The following is a 14,449-nucleotide window of genomic DNA, read 5'->3' on the forward strand; positions in this document are numbered from 1 at the left end:
TGTCACCCGGCCCCTGCGCCCCCGCACGTCGCACTGCGTCGGGCGAACGGCGTCGCCAGGCAGGCGGGACTTTCGAAACACGCCCTAGCCGCGCCGGGAGACCACGACCCGTCCCGCCGCGCCGCCGACGGCCAGGACCGCTCCCGCGATCAGCACGGCCCACACCGTCGTCAGCAGGGAGCCGGTCAGCGCGTCGTACACCGCGGCGGCCCCGCCCCGGTCGGTGCCGGGCACCTCCTCGAGCACCCGGTCGCGGCCGACGGCGACGGCGAGCCGCAGCAGGACCGCGCCGAGCACCAGCCCCCCGCCGGCCACGGCCGCGGTCGTCGGACCGGCGCGAGGGCCGCCGCGTACGAGGGCGAGACCCGTCACCAGGACGAGCAGCACGGCCGTCGCCACGGCCGGCCAGACACTGCGGGACCGCAGCCACCGGAACGTGGACCGCAGGTCGTCGGCGCGGTCGGCGGACAGCACGGTGATCGAGGTCTCCCGGACCGGGATCCGGTCGGCGAACGGCACCCCGTCGCCGACCAGTTCCTCCTTGACCTCCTCGATCACCGGCGCCAGATCGATGGTGACCGCCTGCCCGTCGTCCCCGTGCAGCGCGGCGGTCACGTCCTGGTGCGCCATCCGGTTCGCGGCGTCCCAGGCCCGCCGGAAGGCCTCGGTGGTCGTGAACGACAGCGCCGTTTCGTGCAGGAACTGCCCGACGGCGTCCTGGAGCGGCCCGAGGTCGACGTTCTTCATCGTCTCGTCGGTGATCAGGGTGGCCACGGTGTCGCGGACTTCCGCGTCCGAGGCCAGCGGGGAGACGGCGGCCAGATACCGGTCGGTGTCCTCCAGCTCCAGATCGACCCAGGCGGAGAGCGCGCTCAGCGGGACCAGCACGGCGAGCAGGACGAGCAGTACCGCCGACAGGGCCGCTGAGATGGAGGTCCGCACGGACACCAGCCAAGCGCGTGCGGCGGCGGGGCGCTCCGGGCCGTACGCCGTTCGAGTTGCCGGGCGGTCCGGTCGGGTGTGCGCTGGAGGGACACAGGGACGGGGCGACGGAAGGAGCTGTGTGCCATGGCCACACACGCGACGATGCCGATGCGACGCCGCACGCACGCACGCACCCCCGCCCGGCGGGAGCACGGGCACAACGCGCTCGTCTGGGCGGTGCCCCTGGTGCTGGGCGTGATCCTCGGCTTCTGGGCGTTCTTCATCAGGCGGGACGGCGGGGCGACCACCGGCGGTCAGATCTGGCTCGGTGTCGTGTCCGGGGTGGTCTTCGCCACGCTCTGCTACGCGCTCGCGCGCTTCCGCTGGGCCCTGTCGCCCGGGCTGCGCGCCACGGCGTTCGGTGTGCTGACCGGGGGCGCGGTCGGCTTCCTGTCCAGCCTGAACGGCAGAAGCGTGCTGATGTCGAGCTTCATCGGACTGGTGGTCGGGGCGGGGATGCTTTGCTCGTTGTTCTACCTCTTCCACACGCACGACGACTGACCTCGGTCGTCCCGAGGAGGCCGTGGTGGAACGAGTGGGCGCGGTGTCGGGGCGCGGAGCCGGTGACGATCAGGGAGACGGCTCAGTCGCGGACGACGGTGACCGGGCAGGTGGCGTGCTGGGCGACATGGAGGCTGACCGAGCCGAGCAGGGTCGCCTTGAAGCCGCTGTAACCGCGCGCGCCGACGACCAGCAGGTTCGCGCCCCTGGAACGCTCCAGCAGGGTCTGGGCGGGATTGCCGATCACGACGATCTTCTCGACCGCCGCCGCGCCCTCGGCGCCGAGAGCCTCCTCCAGCGCCTCGGTGAGCGCCACGGTCGCCACCGCCTGCGGGTCGAAGTCCTCAGGCATGCCCGGCATCATGGACGCCCAGCTGGTCGCGGGGTACTCCCAGCTGTTGACCGCCTCGACGGTGTCCCCGGTCAGCTCGGCCTGACGCACGGCCCATCGCAGCGCCTTGACCGACGCGTCCGATCCGTCGACGCCCACGACGATCCTGCCCATGTCTGCCTCCAGTGTGTACGAACATGTACGGCATACAGGGGCGACTCTAGCCAAAACCGTCGTCCGGGGGCCGGGTGGGCCCCCGGACGACGCGGTCAGCTGATCCGCAGATCCGCGAGCTGCTGCGCGAACGGGACGACCGCGTCCTCGCCGTCGTCGAGGGTGAGGGCCCGGGACGCGCCGGAGACGGTCCGCCCCGTGACGGCGGAGGCGAGCTCGCCGCCCGCACGCCGGATCCGGGCGGGCAGCCCTTCGGTGTACTCGTCGCCGGGTGAGCCCCAGTCCTCCGACGCCGCGTACACGGAGGTCGGGAGGACGACGGCCCTCAGATAGGCGAAGAGCGGGCGCATCGCGTGCTCCAGTACCAGCGAGTGCCGGGGCGTCCCGCCGGTTGCCGCGATCACGACGGGCTTGCCGGTCAGCGCGGTGTTGTCGATCAGGTCGAAGAACGACTTGAACAACCCGCTGTAGGAGGCGGTGAACACCGGTGTCACGGCGATCAGCCCGTCCGCCCCGGACACCGCGTCGATCGCCTTCCCGAGCCCGGCCGGCGGGAAGCCGGTGACCAGGTGGTTGGCGATGTCGACGGCCAGATCGCGCAGCTCGACGACCTGTACCTCGACGGGGCGGTCCTGCTCGGCCGCCAGCCTCTCGCGGGTGGCCTCGGCGAGCCGGTCGGCCAGCAGTCGGGTGGAGGAGGGGCTGCTGAGTCCGGCCGCGACGGCGACGATCTTCAGGGGGGTGGTGGCGGGCACGGTCGTCAGAGCTCCTTCGGGTCTGCGGTGGCGGCGGCGCGGGCGGCGGCGACCGCGGGGTGGACGGGGGCGTCCGGCACTCCGGCCGGGCGCAGCCGGGCGAACTCCTTGCGCAGTACGGGCACGACCTCCTCGCCCAGCAGGTCGAGCTGCTCCAGGACCGTCTTCAGCGGCAGGCCCGCGTGGTCCATGAGGAACAGCTGGCGCTGGTAGTCGCCGATGTCCTCACGGAAGGACAGGGTCCGCTCGATGACCTCCTGCGGGGAGCCGACGGTCAGCGGGGTCTGCTGGGTGAAGTCCTCCAGGGAGGGCCCGTGCCCGTAGACCGGCGCGTTGTCGAAGTACGGGCGGAATTCCCGTACCGCGTCCTGCGAGTTCTTCCGCATGAAGACCTGACCGCCGAGGCCCACGATGGCCTGCTCGGCGGTGCCGTGCCCGTAGTGGGCGTAGCGCTTGCGGTAGAGGGCGACCATCTTCCTGGTGTGCTCCATGGGCCAGAAGATGTTGTTGTGGAAGAACCCGTCGCCGTAGAACGCGGCCTGCTCGGCGATCTCCGGGGAGCGGATCGAGCCGTGCCACACGAACGGCGGGACGCCGTCCAGCGGGCGCGGGGTCGCGGTGAAGGACTGCAGCGGGGTGCGGAACTTCCCCTCCCAGTCGACGACGTCCTCACGCCACAGCTTGTGCAGCAGCGCGTAGTTCTCGATCGCGAGCGGGATGCCCTGGCGGATGTCCTTGCCGAACCACGGGTAGACCGGTCCGGTGTTGCCGCGGCCCATCATCAGGTCGACGCGGCCGTCGGCCAGGTGCTGGAGCGTGGCGTAGTCCTCGGCGATCTTCACCGGGTCGTTGGTGGTGATCAGGGTGGTGGAGGTGGAGAGGATCAGCTTCTCGGTGCGGGCGGCGATGTAGCCGAGCGTGGTCGTCGGGGAGGACGGGACGAACGGCGGGTTGTGGTGCTCACCGGTCGCGAAGACGTCCAGGCCCACTTCCTCGGCCTTCTGCGCGATCGCGAGGGTCGCCTTGATCCGCTCGTTCTCGCTCGGTGTCGTACCGGTCGTGGGGTCGGTGGTGACGTCCCCGACGGTGAAGATCCCGAACTGCATGGCGCCCGCCTCCAGAAAAGAATGGTTGAACGTTGAACTATGCGAACACACCCTACAACGGAGCACCCCTCTTGCCTATTCCGCTCGCTCCGACGCAGGTGGAAGTCCAGCGGGGCCGGTCTGCGAACTCCGGGCACGGCACCTGACGGCCGCCTGACGGAGGGGTGCCGATGAGCCGGTGCGCGTTAGACTCGCCCCATGACCTCCGTACCGTGCCGGAACTGGTGGCCCTCCTCCTAGGAGCGGCCACCTTCTTCTGCGCGGAACCAGGGCCGTTCGATCTTCGGACGGTCCTTTTCGCTGCCCCGTGACGGGCCGTCCTCCACGCGTACACCACCAGCGAGGAGAGCCCCGTGACCATGACCACCGACGATCTGCCCGTCAGCCCCGCCGTCCGCCGCAGCGCGGAACTGGAGCAGCAGCTCGCCCTGGACCCCGGCCGCTTCCGTGTCCTCACCGGGGACCGGCCCACCGGGGCCCTGCACCTCGGCCACTACTTCGGCACCCTCCACAACCGGGTGCGCCTCCAGGACCTCGGGGTGGACGTCTTCGTGCTCATCGCCGACTACCAGGTCCTCACCGACCGGGACGTCGCCGAGCGGCTCACCGAGCATGTGGAGGGGCTGCTCCTGGACTACCTCGCCATCGGGATCGACCCTGAGCGGTCGACGGTCTTCAACCACAGCGCCGTCCCCGCCCTGAACCAGCTCCTGCTGCCGTTCCTCTCCCTGGTCTCCGTCGCCGAGCTGGGCCGCAACCCCACGGTGAAGGACGAGATCGCCCATGCGCGGCAGTCCGCCGTCAGCGGCCTCATGTACACCTATCCGGTGCACCAGGCCGCCGACATCCTCTTCTGCAAGGGCAACCTCGTCCCCGTCGGCCAGGACCAGCTCCCGCACCTGGAGATCGCCCGCACCGTCGCCCGCCGCTTCAACGAGCGGTACGGAGCGGTCTTCCCGGAGCCGGACGCACTGCTCTCCGCCGCGCCCCTGCTGCTCGGCACCGACGCCACCAAGATGAGCAAGAGCCGGGGCAACTCCCTCGCGCTGGGCGCCGACGCCGACGAGACCGCCCGGCTGATCAAGGGCGCCACCACCGACGCCGACCGGCACATCACCTACGACCCCGAGCTGCGACCCGGGGTGTCGAGCCTGGTGCTGCTGGCCGCCCTCTGCCTCGACCGCGACCCGCACGAGGTCGCCGAGGAGATCGGGAACACCGGTGCGGTCGGCCTGAAGCGCACCGTGACGGAGGCCGTCAACACCCGCATGGCCCCGATCCGCGCCCGGCGGGCGGAGTACGCCCGGGACATGGGGTACGTGCGCGACGTGCTGCGCGCCGGGAACGAGCGGGCGAACGCCGTGGCCGAGACGACCCTCCGGGAGGTGCGGGACGCCATGGGGATGTTCCGCTAGACACGGCGCGGGCCGAGCGGCTCAGCGGCGCGTCGCCGAGCGCTGCCCGCGCAGCAGCTCGGCCAGCCCTCGCCGGGTCGCGGCGATCACCACCCGGTCCTCCGCCCGCAGCACATATCCCGGGTGCAGATCCCAGACCAGGCCGGCGGGCCGGTCCGAGGAGCCTGCGCCCGGAGGGCCGAGGGGGTCGAACGGGGGCACGGCGGCCAGGTCCGGGACGCGATCGGCCGGCGGGGTGGCGTCGAGGGCCAGGACCCGCCAGGCGCCCGCCCGGAACGCCTGGTCGACGGTCCGGCCCTCCAGCTGGGGGTGCCCCGCCACCTCCAGCGCCGCGAAGAGCATCACCTTGCGCTCCACCGGTACCGCGCCCAGGATCTGCCGGCCCATCATGGCGACCGCGAACGCCGGGGCGGCCAGATGGGACACGGAGCGGGAGCGGGTCAGGGCCCCCGGGTGGGCCGTGCGCAGGGTGCGGTAGACGGCGGTGGCGAACTCGTCGTCGTACAGGCGCAGTGCCACCCGCAGGTCCGGCTTCACCGAGCGGGCGTACAGCGCGGCTTCGAGGTTCGTCGTGTCGACGCTGGTCAGGGCGAGCAGTGCGCGGGCCCGGCGGATCTTGGCCGCCTCCAGGACGCCCTCCTGGGTGACGTCGCCCAGGACCGTCGGGACGTGCAGGCTGCGGGCCAGCGGGATGCCGCGCGCCTCCGGGTCCTCCTCGACGACCACCACCGGTATGTCCAGCTCGCGGAGCCGCACCAGGACCCTCGTACCGATCTTGCCGAGGCCCAGCAGGACCACGTGGCCGGACAGACCGCGTGGCGGGCGACGCAACGAGGACGCGGTGCGCAGCGTGCCGAACGCCTCCAGGACGGCGGCGATCAGCAGGGGCAGCAGCAGGAGCCCGGCCAGGCCGGAGAGCAGCTGGATGACCTGGCGGGACGCCGAGTCGTCCGTCTCGAGCGCGGGGTCGCCCATCGCCAGCAGGTCGAGCATGGTCAGGTAGGCGGCGTGCAGCGGGCTGTCGCCCGTGGTGATCACCGAGGCGACGGCCAGGGCGACGACGGCCGCCGCGACGCCCAGCGCCGACCAGCGCAGCCGACGTGAGAAGACCTGGCCGAGCGGCGCCCCCCTGCCTCCCATGCGGGAGGGTGCCCGGTCGGGCCCCGCCTGGCTGATGGCCTCCAGGACGATCGTGCCCCGGCCGGTGGCGGCGTTCACCGTCGCCAGGTCGGGCAGGAGCTGGGGACCCTCCGCGCCGCTGCTGTCGGAACCCTCGGCGCCGGCCGGGTCCTGGCTGGTGGAGGAGAGCAGGGCGAGGGTGCACAGGCCGGGGTCGGCGAGCTCACCCGGCCGGGGCGGGGTGCGTTCGACGGCGCGCAGGAGCAGTCCCTCGGCCTGGATGACCTTGCTGCTGCCGGTCAGCGCGGTGGCGGCCAGGGCCGGTGCGGCGGTGTCGGCGTCGGACAGGACGGTGGTGGAGGCGTCCAGCGCGGTCGGGTCGAGTCCGGGCACGGAGACGGCGGCCGCCTGGTCGAGCAGCGTCTCCAGGTGCTGGCCGAGCTTGCGGTTGTAGAGCCGGATGACCAGGCGCAGACGGGGATTGAGCCGACGGGCCGTCAGGGCGGCGCGGATGTTCAGTTCGTCGTCGTCGTAGACGAGCGCGAGGGCGGCGGCCCGGTCGACGCCCGCCTCCTCCAGTACCTCGTCGGAGGGCTCGTGTGACTCCAGGATGCGGACGGCCTCGACCCCGGCGTTGGTGTCGCCGTCCCCGCCTGCCCCGCTGCGGTTCATCGCCGCCGACATCCGTCCGAACAGGGCCCCGGCGCGGGCCCGTTGGGTCAGCGGCAGCTCCGGCCTGCTGGTCTCACGGCCCGGCGGGACCAGGAGTGTGACCCGCTCCCCGTAGACGTAGCGCAGTTCGACGGCGAGCCGGCGGGCGAGGGTGTCGTCGCCGCACACCACCATGTGCCCGCTGGTCAGGGGGCGTTGGGGCTGTTGAGGAAGTGATGCCACGGAACCCAGCATGCCTTGCTCTCTCCGTTTCAGTCGGGCGTGTCGGTGATCATCGCGTGACGGGGGCGTGGACCGGCGCCCGTCCGGCGTAGGCCCGCGGCCCGCTCGATGGCCGCCTCGACCGCCGAGAGCCGGTCCGCGAGCAGCCCCAGCGCCCCGACCGCCCGGGAGGCGGGGTCGCCGTCCGGGCCGCCGAGCGCCTGCGCGCGTACGTAGGAGGACGTGACGGCCGCCCACCGCTCCGCCTGCGCCGGGGTGAGCGTGCCCCGCAGCGCCGCAAGCTTCAGCAGGTTGGCCTCGGCGCCCGTGGTGAGCGTCTGGGCCTCGCCCGCGTAGTGGTCGTCGATGACGGAGGCGAGCTCGGCGTCGTTCATGACGGGCACGATCCGCTGCGCGATCTTGTTCATGTCGCGGTACGAACCCTGCAGACGGAAAGGCGGTTCGGTGCGCGAGGCGTCCGTCTGCGCCGCCGAGGCGATGTACGCCGCGTTCACCGCGAGGACCGTGTCCCGGGCGGTCAGCAGATGGCGCAGGACGGAGACGATCCGGTCCAGCTCCGCCGGGCTGTACGGGTGCTCCAGCCGATCGGCGGAAGCCGGGAGGTCCGCGCCGGAGGCGAGGCGCACGAGCAGGGCGAGGTCGCTCCGGGAGCGGGCGGCGAGCGGCGCCAGCACCGGGTTGGCGGTCAGCGCGTTCTCGACGAAGCTCAGCGCGAAGACCTCGTCCCGGCCGCTCAGGACCTCCCCGAGATTCCATACGTCGGCCCGGTTGGCGAGCATGTCCGGAATCCGGAACCGGGCCCCGGACTCGGTGTACGGATTGCCCGCCATCACCACGGCGAACCGCTTGCCCCGCAGGTCGTAGCTGCGTGGCCGGCCGTCGTGGACCCCCTCGACACGGCGGGTGGCGTCGCAGAGCGGGATGAACTTCTGGAGCAGCTCGGGCGAGGTGTGCTGGATGTCGTCCAGATGCAGGAGCGTGTTGGCGCCCGCCGCCAACGCGAAGTTGATCTTCTCGACCTCCCGGCGGGCGGTCACCCCGGGCGCCAGCGCCGGGTCGAGGGACGTCACCTCGTGGCCGAGGTTCGGGCCGCTGACCTTGACGAGGACCATCCCGAGCCGCTCCGCGACGTACTCCACCAGCGTCGTCTTGCCGTAGCCCGGTGGGGAGACCAGCAGCAGCAGCCCCTGCGAGTCGGTGCGGCGGTCCCCGTCGGCGGTGCCGATCTGCTTGGCCAGGCTGTCACCGATGAGCGGGAGGTACACCTCGTCCAGCAGCCGGCTGCGGACGAACGCCGGCATGGCGCGCGGCCGGTGGTCGTCCAGCCGCAGCCGGGAGCGCTCGGCCGCGACGAGGGTGGTGCGCAGCCGCTGGTAGGCGCGGAAGCCCGGCACGGTGTGGGCGCGGAACTCGGCCGTGCGGGCGAGGATTTCGTCCAGCCGGACCGTCATCCGCCCCCGCACCACGCGGGGGTGGTCACCGAGGAGCCCGTCCACCGTCGCGGTGAGCGGGGCGTCGCAGTCGTAGCGCTCCAGCTCCGGGCACAGCTCCACGGCGACCGCCTCAGCGAGGTCGCCCTCGGCCGGGTCCCCGCCGTCCGGGTGCGTGCCGCTCGCGGCGGCGTAGGAGGTGAGCCAGCCCTCCACCAGCCGGCGCCGGGCCGGGAGGTCACCGGCCAGAGCGGCCAGGTCGTCGTCGTACGCGGACGTGCCCAGGGCGCGGCGGAACGTGTCGAGGAGCGTGCGGACCGGCGTACGCGTGACGAACCCGGCGGGGCCGCAGGCCAGCTCCTCGAAGAGGTACTCGGCGACGGCCGGTTCCGACCGCATCACCGCCGCCCACTCCTCCTGCAGTGTCGCGACGGCGGGAGCGAGCCCGAAGGTGTCCCGGGCCCGCGCCAGCGAGCGGGCCTGCCGCGTCCAGGACGTACGCAGGGCATCGTCGGTGTCGTGCGCCCAGAAGAGCTGCGCCGCCGCGCGCACCGTGGGCGTGAAACGCAGCAGCCCGGCCCCGGCGCGCAGCCGCAGCAGCACGGTCAGGACGGCGAGGGCGTCCTCGTCGTGGACCCCGCGCCGGTACCCCTCGTCGTATGCCGACGCCGCCGCCTCCCGCACGAGCGCCGCGAGGTCGGCGCCGGCCAGGGCGTCCGCCCCGTGCTCGTCGAGGAGCCGGGCGGCCAGGTGCTCGGCGCGGTAGACGTGCGGTGTCTCCGAGGGCAGCACCTGGTCCCGGTGCGTGCGGGCGGCCAGGAACTCCGGGTCGGTGACCGGCGCCCGGTAGTCCGTACCGGTGAGCGCGAAGGCGGCCCCGTCCCCCGACGGGACCAGGGTCAGGTCGAACGGCCGGGTGTTCACCGCGAAGCGGTGGCGGCCCAGCCGGATCACCGAGCCGCCGTCCGTGTACAGCTCGCCCCGGTCGCGCAGCGCGCGCCCGGCCTCCTGCCGGGCCGTCCTCAGCCGGCCGTCCAGCTCCTCGGCGCGCACCGGGTCGCCGAGCGCACGGAGCTCCTCGGCGGTGCGGCGGACCTTGGCGACCATGGGGTCGGAGGCGAAGTACGTGTGGACGGCGTCCACGTCCGCCAGCCCGGCCAGCCGCCGGGAGACCGTCTCCAGGACCCGGGCGGCGGACTCCGCGAGCCGTTCCGCCCGGCGGGCCCGGGCGTCCTGCAGCGTCTGCTTCCGGCCCGAGAACGCCTCGTACACCTCCGCACGGCGCTCGCCGAGCCTGCTCAGGAAGTCGTCGGACTCCGCGAAGCGGGATTCCAGGTTCTCCAGCTGGAGCAGCAGGCGGGCCAGCTGTTCGTCGCAGGCCTCGGGGGAGTCCGCCGTGGCCAGGGCCCCGGTGACGGCCTGCCCGAGCAGCGCGAACTCGGCGGCGAACTCGGCCCGCCCCTCCCGGGACACCAGCTCCCCGCGCCGGGCGTCCAGGGTCGCGCGGGCGCGGTTGGCGCCGCCCAGCACTTCGGCGATCCGCTCCAGGACCGAGGTACGGACGGTGGCGTCACCCATGTCCAGTCCGGCGACGACGTCCGTGACCGTCGCCAGGCCGTCCGTGATCTCCGTCAGCCGTTTTTCGGCCGCTGCCGCGTCGGCGACGGTGTCCGACGCGTCGGCGCTCGCGGTGATCTCCGCGAGGTCCTCGTGGTATCCGCTGAACGCGTCCTCGCGGGCGAGGAAGGTGATGGCACGCCGGGCGGCCGATGCGAGCTCCCGCTCGGTCTCCTCGCGGAGTGCGGCGATGCGTTCCGTGTCGGCGTACCGCATGTCGGCGAGGGTCGACAGACGGCCGTGTGCGCGCCGTAGTTCGGAGAGCCCGGCGACCCAGGCGGCGGCCGAGCGCGGGGCCTCGCCCCGGATGCGGCGGACCAGGGCGGTGAGCCCGGTGGCCGCCTCGTCGAGTGCGTCGGCGGCCTGCCCGGTCAGCTCCTGGACCGTCTCGAACTCGGCCAGGACCTGGAGGGCGGTGGCCCGCAGCTCCTCCAGCGGCTCGGCGAGCGCGCCCAGTGCGGGGTCGGCCAGCCAGTGGTAGCGGTCGCCCGCCCGCCCGCAGTCGGCGACGAGCCGGCTGTACACGGCGGCGGTAGGCGTCATGTCCCGCACACCGTTCGCCAGGGCCAGGCAGTCGGAGATCCCGCGCACCAGGTCGGCGTTACCGGTCCGGGCGAGCGGTCCCGTGCCGACGGGACGGGAGGCGGCGTAGGTGTCGGAGACGTACGGGGTCTGCCAGCGCTGCAGCGGGTGGACCCGCCCCGGCCCGTCCGCGCCGTCCTTCAGCAGGATCAGGGTGCCGTCGTCGAGGAGGGCGTGACCCCGGCCGGCCAGCGGAGTGGCGACCTCCTGGCGGATCAGGTTGTAGGGCAGGAGCAGGGTGCGGCTGCCGTCCCGGGACCGGTAGACGTACAGCACGTCCTCGCCGTCGGGTGAGGGGACCGCCTCCTCGAAGACGGGGTCGTGGAGCTCCCCGGCGGTGTCGAAGGTCCTGGCCGTGCCGTTGGTGAGGTAGTACCCGCCGGGGAAGATGATCCCCTGGTCCTCGGGGAGCAGACGGCAGGACGGCCCGATCGCGTCGAGGCGCCGCACGGTGGACAGCAGGGTGTTGAAGACCAGGTGGCGCCAGACCTCCTCCTTGTACGGGCGTACCCGCAGCAGGATCAGCGGCCCGGCCACGGCGTATTCGACGGCGGCGTCCGCCAGGGACTGCAGCGGCTCGTCGACGGGCTCCTCGTGGATCCCGTCGGGGGACTCGGTGTCAGCGGTGGTCCTGACGGTGAGCGTGCCGCCCAGCGTGTCCACGAAGACCGTGTCCAGCACGGAGACGTGGGGATGCCGGCCGGCCACGTGGGCGTCCCGCCCCACGGGGATCCAGTCGACGTCGTGCGACGGCGGGAAGGTGTGGTCGCGGTCGCCCCGGGCGTCCAGGAAGGCCCCGGGCGCGCCGTCGGGGCCCAGCGCCCAGCGCAGGACGCGGATGTCCTCGGCGGTCTCCCCGGTGCGGAAGACGGCGAGCAGCCGGCCGTCGACGCGCCGCAGCCGCAGCAGCCGGGCGTCACGGTAGTAGCGGTGCAGGCCGGCGAACTCCCGTACGAAGGCCTCGTCGTCCAGCAGCCCCGCGTCCGCCTCCTCCAGACCCGGCTCGCGCAGGACCAGGACGTCACCGACCCCGGCGTCCCCGGGCGCACCCGGCCCACGCTCGAAGCCGAACAGCAGGCGCCCGCCCACGGCGACCAGATCCCGGGCCACCGAGGGGTGCTCCGTACGCACCTGTTCGGTGGCGAGCAGGCGCAGTCCGGCGGAGCCGAACTCCTCGGTCCGCCGCGCGTTGAGCGACTCGGCCCGCCGGACCAACTCGTCGGCCTGCTCGTGGAGCCGTCGCCGGAGCACCTCGTGGGCATCGGCGTCGGCATCGGTGAGGGTGATGTCGCGGTCCATGGGTCAGGCTCCCTGCGAGATGACGTTCGACAACGCGTCCGTCCGTGGCCGGGCCGCGGCGGCCCGGCCACGGGCGGGGTCCTGCTCCTATCCGACTGCCGCGCCGTTCCGCGAGGCCGGGCCCTGCGGGGTGCCGTGCGCCGGGGCCGCCTCCGCGAGGGACGACACCGTCATCCCTGCCAGGCCCAGTTGCTCCGCCGCGGCCAGCAGCTGCTCCACCTGTCCCGAGGCCGCCCCCGGGGCCCGCATCAGCCGCGTCAGCAGGGCCGACACCGTCAGATTCCGTACGTCCCCCGTGGACACCGACCCCAGCACCTTGGTCAGGTCGTCCGTGAACGACCCCCGGCCGTCGAGCCACGGTCCGGCCAGCGCCCGTGCGGTCTTCGAGTTCTCCACGAAGCCGTCGACGCTCCGGCCCAGCGAGATCGAGGACACCAGCCGGTCGAAGAACACGGAGTCACCGCCGACGATGTCGATGTCCGCGTTCTCCAGCCCTGTCGCCAGCACCGTCGCCTGGGCCTCGGCGACCTGCCGCTGGACGTCGAACTCCGCGAGCCTGATCTCCTTCTCCGCGTCCAGCCGCAGCCGGTACTCCTCGTGCCCGCGGGACGCCTCGTCGAGCGCCGCCATCGCCGCGGCCTTCTGGGTGAGCCCTGCCGCCTCGGCCTTCAGCTTCTCGCCGATCACCGCCGCGTCCGCGGACGCCTGTGCCTGCGTGCCCTCCGCGACCGCCAGGGCCTTGAGGCGCGCACCCTCCGCCTCCGCCCTGAGCCGGGCCTCGGTGGCCTGTGCCTCCGCGCGGCCGGCCTTCTCCGTGACCTCGGCCTCCGCCTCCCTGACCCGGACGTCCGCGAGTCCGGCAGCGGCGCTCTCCGCCTGGACCCCCTCCGCCAGCCGCAGCTTCGCCTGCGCGTCCAGGTCGGCGGTCTTCAGCCGCGCCTCGGCGAGCGTCAGCTGCTCAGCCGCCAGGTGCGTCGCCGCCGCCTCCGCGGCCTCCGCCGCCTTGATGTCCTTGACCAGCTTCTCCTGGGCCTCCGCCTCCGCAGCGATGATCACGGACCTGCGGGTGCGCTCCGACTCCTCGACGGACCGCAGCGTCAGGATCGACTCCTCCTGCTCGGCGACCGTACGGTCCACCGCGATCCGCTCCCGGATCACGTCCGCGACCTCACGGCGCTCGGCCTCGACCTCCTTCGTCGCGGCGATCCTGTTCAGCTCGGTCTCCCGCTCGCGGCCGATGACCTCCAGCAGCCGGTCCTTCTCGATGCGCTCGTTCTCCACCGCGATGACCCGCTCACGGTTCTTCTGCGCGACGGCCACCTCGCGCGCCTGGTTCTCCCGCTGGATGCCGAGCTGCTCCTCGGTGCGGATGAACGCGCTCTGCGCACCGAGCCGCTCCTCCTCCTGCACCCGGGCGGTGACGGCCTCCTCGCGGGCACGCAGCGTCTCGACCTCGCGGCGCTGCTTGATCTCCGCCTCGGCCTGCCGGCGCTCCAGCTCCAGGATCGTCTCGCGGGCGTCGACGTCCTGCCGGGTGATCTCCTTCTGCTCGGTGCGCTGGAACTCGTTGGTCCGCACGTGCTCGATCGCCGTCAGCTCGGTGATCTTGCGGATGCCCTGCGCGTCCAGGATGTTGGCGCCGTCGAGCTGCGCCATCGGCGTCTGCTCGAGGAAGTCGATCGCCGCGTCGTCCAGGTGATAACCGTTCAGGTCGGTCCCGATGACCCGGATGATCCGGTCCCGGAACTCCTCCCGCTTGGTGTAGAGGTCGACGAAGTCCAGCTGCTTGCCGACGGTCTTGAGCGCCTCGGAGAACTTCGCGGCGAAGAACTCCTGGATGGCGGCCTTGTCGCTGGCCCGTTCCGTGCCGATGGCCTGCGCGACCTTGATGACGTCCTCCACGGTCTTGTTGACCCGGACGAAGAACGTGATGTGGATGTCGGCGCGGATGTTGTCCTGGCAGATCAGGCCCTCGCGGCCGGTACGGCGGATCTCGATGGTCTTCACCGAGATGTCCATGGTCTCGGCCTTGTGCAGCACCGGAAGGACCACCGCACCGGTGAAGGTGACATCGACCTTCTTGGTCTTGGAGATGATCAGCGCCTTCCCCTGCTCGACCTTGCGGAAGAGCCGGGTGATGACGAAGACCAGAGCGATGGTGATGAGCAGGACAACGGCGATCATCACGCCGATGCCCCAGGAGATGGCATCCATGTCAGTCCCAGTCGTACGAAGAGGAGGA

The 14,449-nt window shown here is 72.6% G+C and carries 9 protein-coding genes; 2 read left to right on the plus strand and 7 right to left on the minus strand.

From position 1 onward, the window contains the following. Nucleotides 1-84: 84 nt before the first annotated feature. Nucleotides 85-942 carry a hypothetical protein gene (locus ACFYSH_RS11285; protein WP_388751944.1) on the minus strand — a complete coding sequence of 286 codons (858 nt, stop codon included), beginning with the start codon at nucleotides 940-942 and terminating at the stop codon, nucleotides 85-87. 126 nt (nucleotides 943-1,068) lie between these two features. Between ACFYSH_RS11285 and ACFYSH_RS11290 the strand changes: the two genes are divergently transcribed. Beyond that, a complete protein-coding gene (locus ACFYSH_RS11290) occupies nucleotides 1,069-1,485 on the plus strand; it encodes a hypothetical protein (protein ID WP_388751946.1) in 417 nt (138 codons plus the stop codon). A gap of 82 nt (nucleotides 1,486-1,567) precedes the next feature. On the opposite strand, the gene ACFYSH_RS11295 is transcribed toward ACFYSH_RS11290, so the two are convergent. The 3 genes from ACFYSH_RS11295 to ACFYSH_RS11305 all read right to left on the minus strand — a co-directional run bounded on the left by ACFYSH_RS11295 (nucleotide 1,568) and on the right by ACFYSH_RS11305 (nucleotide 3,851). Next, nucleotides 1,568-1,990, minus strand: coding sequence for a universal stress protein (locus ACFYSH_RS11295; RefSeq protein ID WP_388751948.1), 423 nt, complete (start codon nucleotides 1,988-1,990; stop codon nucleotides 1,568-1,570). 95 nt (nucleotides 1,991-2,085) lie between these two features. Continuing rightward, nucleotides 2,086-2,745 (minus strand): FMN reductase, encoded by a 660-nt coding sequence (locus ACFYSH_RS11300; RefSeq protein WP_388751950.1) that lies wholly within the window; start codon nucleotides 2,743-2,745, stop codon nucleotides 2,086-2,088. Nucleotides 2,746-2,750: 5 nt separating this feature from the next. Next, nucleotides 2,751-3,851 carry an LLM class flavin-dependent oxidoreductase gene (locus ACFYSH_RS11305; protein ID WP_359463377.1) on the minus strand — a complete coding sequence of 367 codons (1,101 nt, stop codon included), beginning with the start codon at nucleotides 3,849-3,851 and terminating at the stop codon, nucleotides 2,751-2,753. A 359-nt stretch (nucleotides 3,852-4,210) separates the two neighbouring features. Here ACFYSH_RS11305 and trpS point away from each other — a divergent pair, with 359 nt between their 5' ends. Continuing rightward, nucleotides 4,211-5,266 (plus strand): tryptophan--tRNA ligase, encoded by a 1,056-nt coding sequence (gene trpS / locus ACFYSH_RS11310; protein ID WP_388752011.1) that lies wholly within the window; start codon nucleotides 4,211-4,213, stop codon nucleotides 5,264-5,266. Nucleotides 5,267-5,287: 21 nt separating this feature from the next. Here the strand turns inward: trpS and ACFYSH_RS11315 are convergent, their stop codons facing one another. The 3 genes from ACFYSH_RS11315 to ACFYSH_RS11325 all read right to left on the minus strand — a co-directional run bounded on the left by ACFYSH_RS11315 (nucleotide 5,288) and on the right by ACFYSH_RS11325 (nucleotide 14,421). Further along, the gene (locus tag ACFYSH_RS11315) at nucleotides 5,288-7,291 is read right to left on the minus strand and encodes an NAD-binding protein (RefSeq protein ID WP_359463374.1); all 2,004 of its coding nucleotides are present in this window, start codon (nucleotides 7,289-7,291) and stop codon (nucleotides 5,288-5,290) included. Between the two features lie 17 nt (nucleotides 7,292-7,308). Then, nucleotides 7,309-12,207, minus strand: coding sequence for a DNA repair ATPase (locus ACFYSH_RS11320; protein WP_388751953.1), 4,899 nt, complete (start codon nucleotides 12,205-12,207; stop codon nucleotides 7,309-7,311). An 87-nt stretch (nucleotides 12,208-12,294) separates the two neighbouring features. Beyond that, nucleotides 12,295-14,421: a flotillin family protein gene (locus ACFYSH_RS11325; RefSeq protein WP_359463369.1), complete on the minus strand. Its 2,127-nt coding sequence runs from the start codon at nucleotides 14,419-14,421 to the stop codon at nucleotides 12,295-12,297. Between the last annotated feature and the right edge of the window lie 28 nt (nucleotides 14,422-14,449).

Origin of the sequence: Streptomyces sp. NPDC005791, assembly GCF_042871485.1 — a bacterium.
Lineage (GTDB): Bacteria > Actinomycetota > Actinomycetes > Streptomycetales > Streptomycetaceae > Streptomyces.

Coding starts and splice junctions, on each gene's coding strand:
- ACFYSH_RS11290 (WP_388751946.1), top strand. CDS start 1,069: ATGGCCACACACGCGACGATGCCGATGCGACGCCGCACGCACGCACGC.
- ACFYSH_RS11295 (WP_388751948.1), bottom strand. CDS start 1,990: ATGGGCAGGATCGTCGTGGGCGTCGACGGATCGGACGCGTCGGTCAAG.
- ACFYSH_RS11305 (WP_359463377.1), bottom strand. CDS start 3,851: ATGCAGTTCGGGATCTTCACCGTCGGGGACGTCACCACCGACCCCACG.
- trpS (WP_388752011.1), top strand. CDS start 4,211: ATGACCACCGACGATCTGCCCGTCAGCCCCGCCGTCCGCCGCAGCGCG.
- ACFYSH_RS11315 (WP_359463374.1), bottom strand. CDS start 7,291: ATGCTGGGTTCCGTGGCATCACTTCCTCAACAGCCCCAACGCCCCCTG.
- ACFYSH_RS11320 (WP_388751953.1), bottom strand. CDS start 12,207: ATGGACCGCGACATCACCCTCACCGATGCCGACGCCGATGCCCACGAG.
- ACFYSH_RS11325 (WP_359463369.1), bottom strand. CDS start 14,421: ATGGATGCCATCTCCTGGGGCATCGGCGTGATGATCGCCGTTGTCCTG.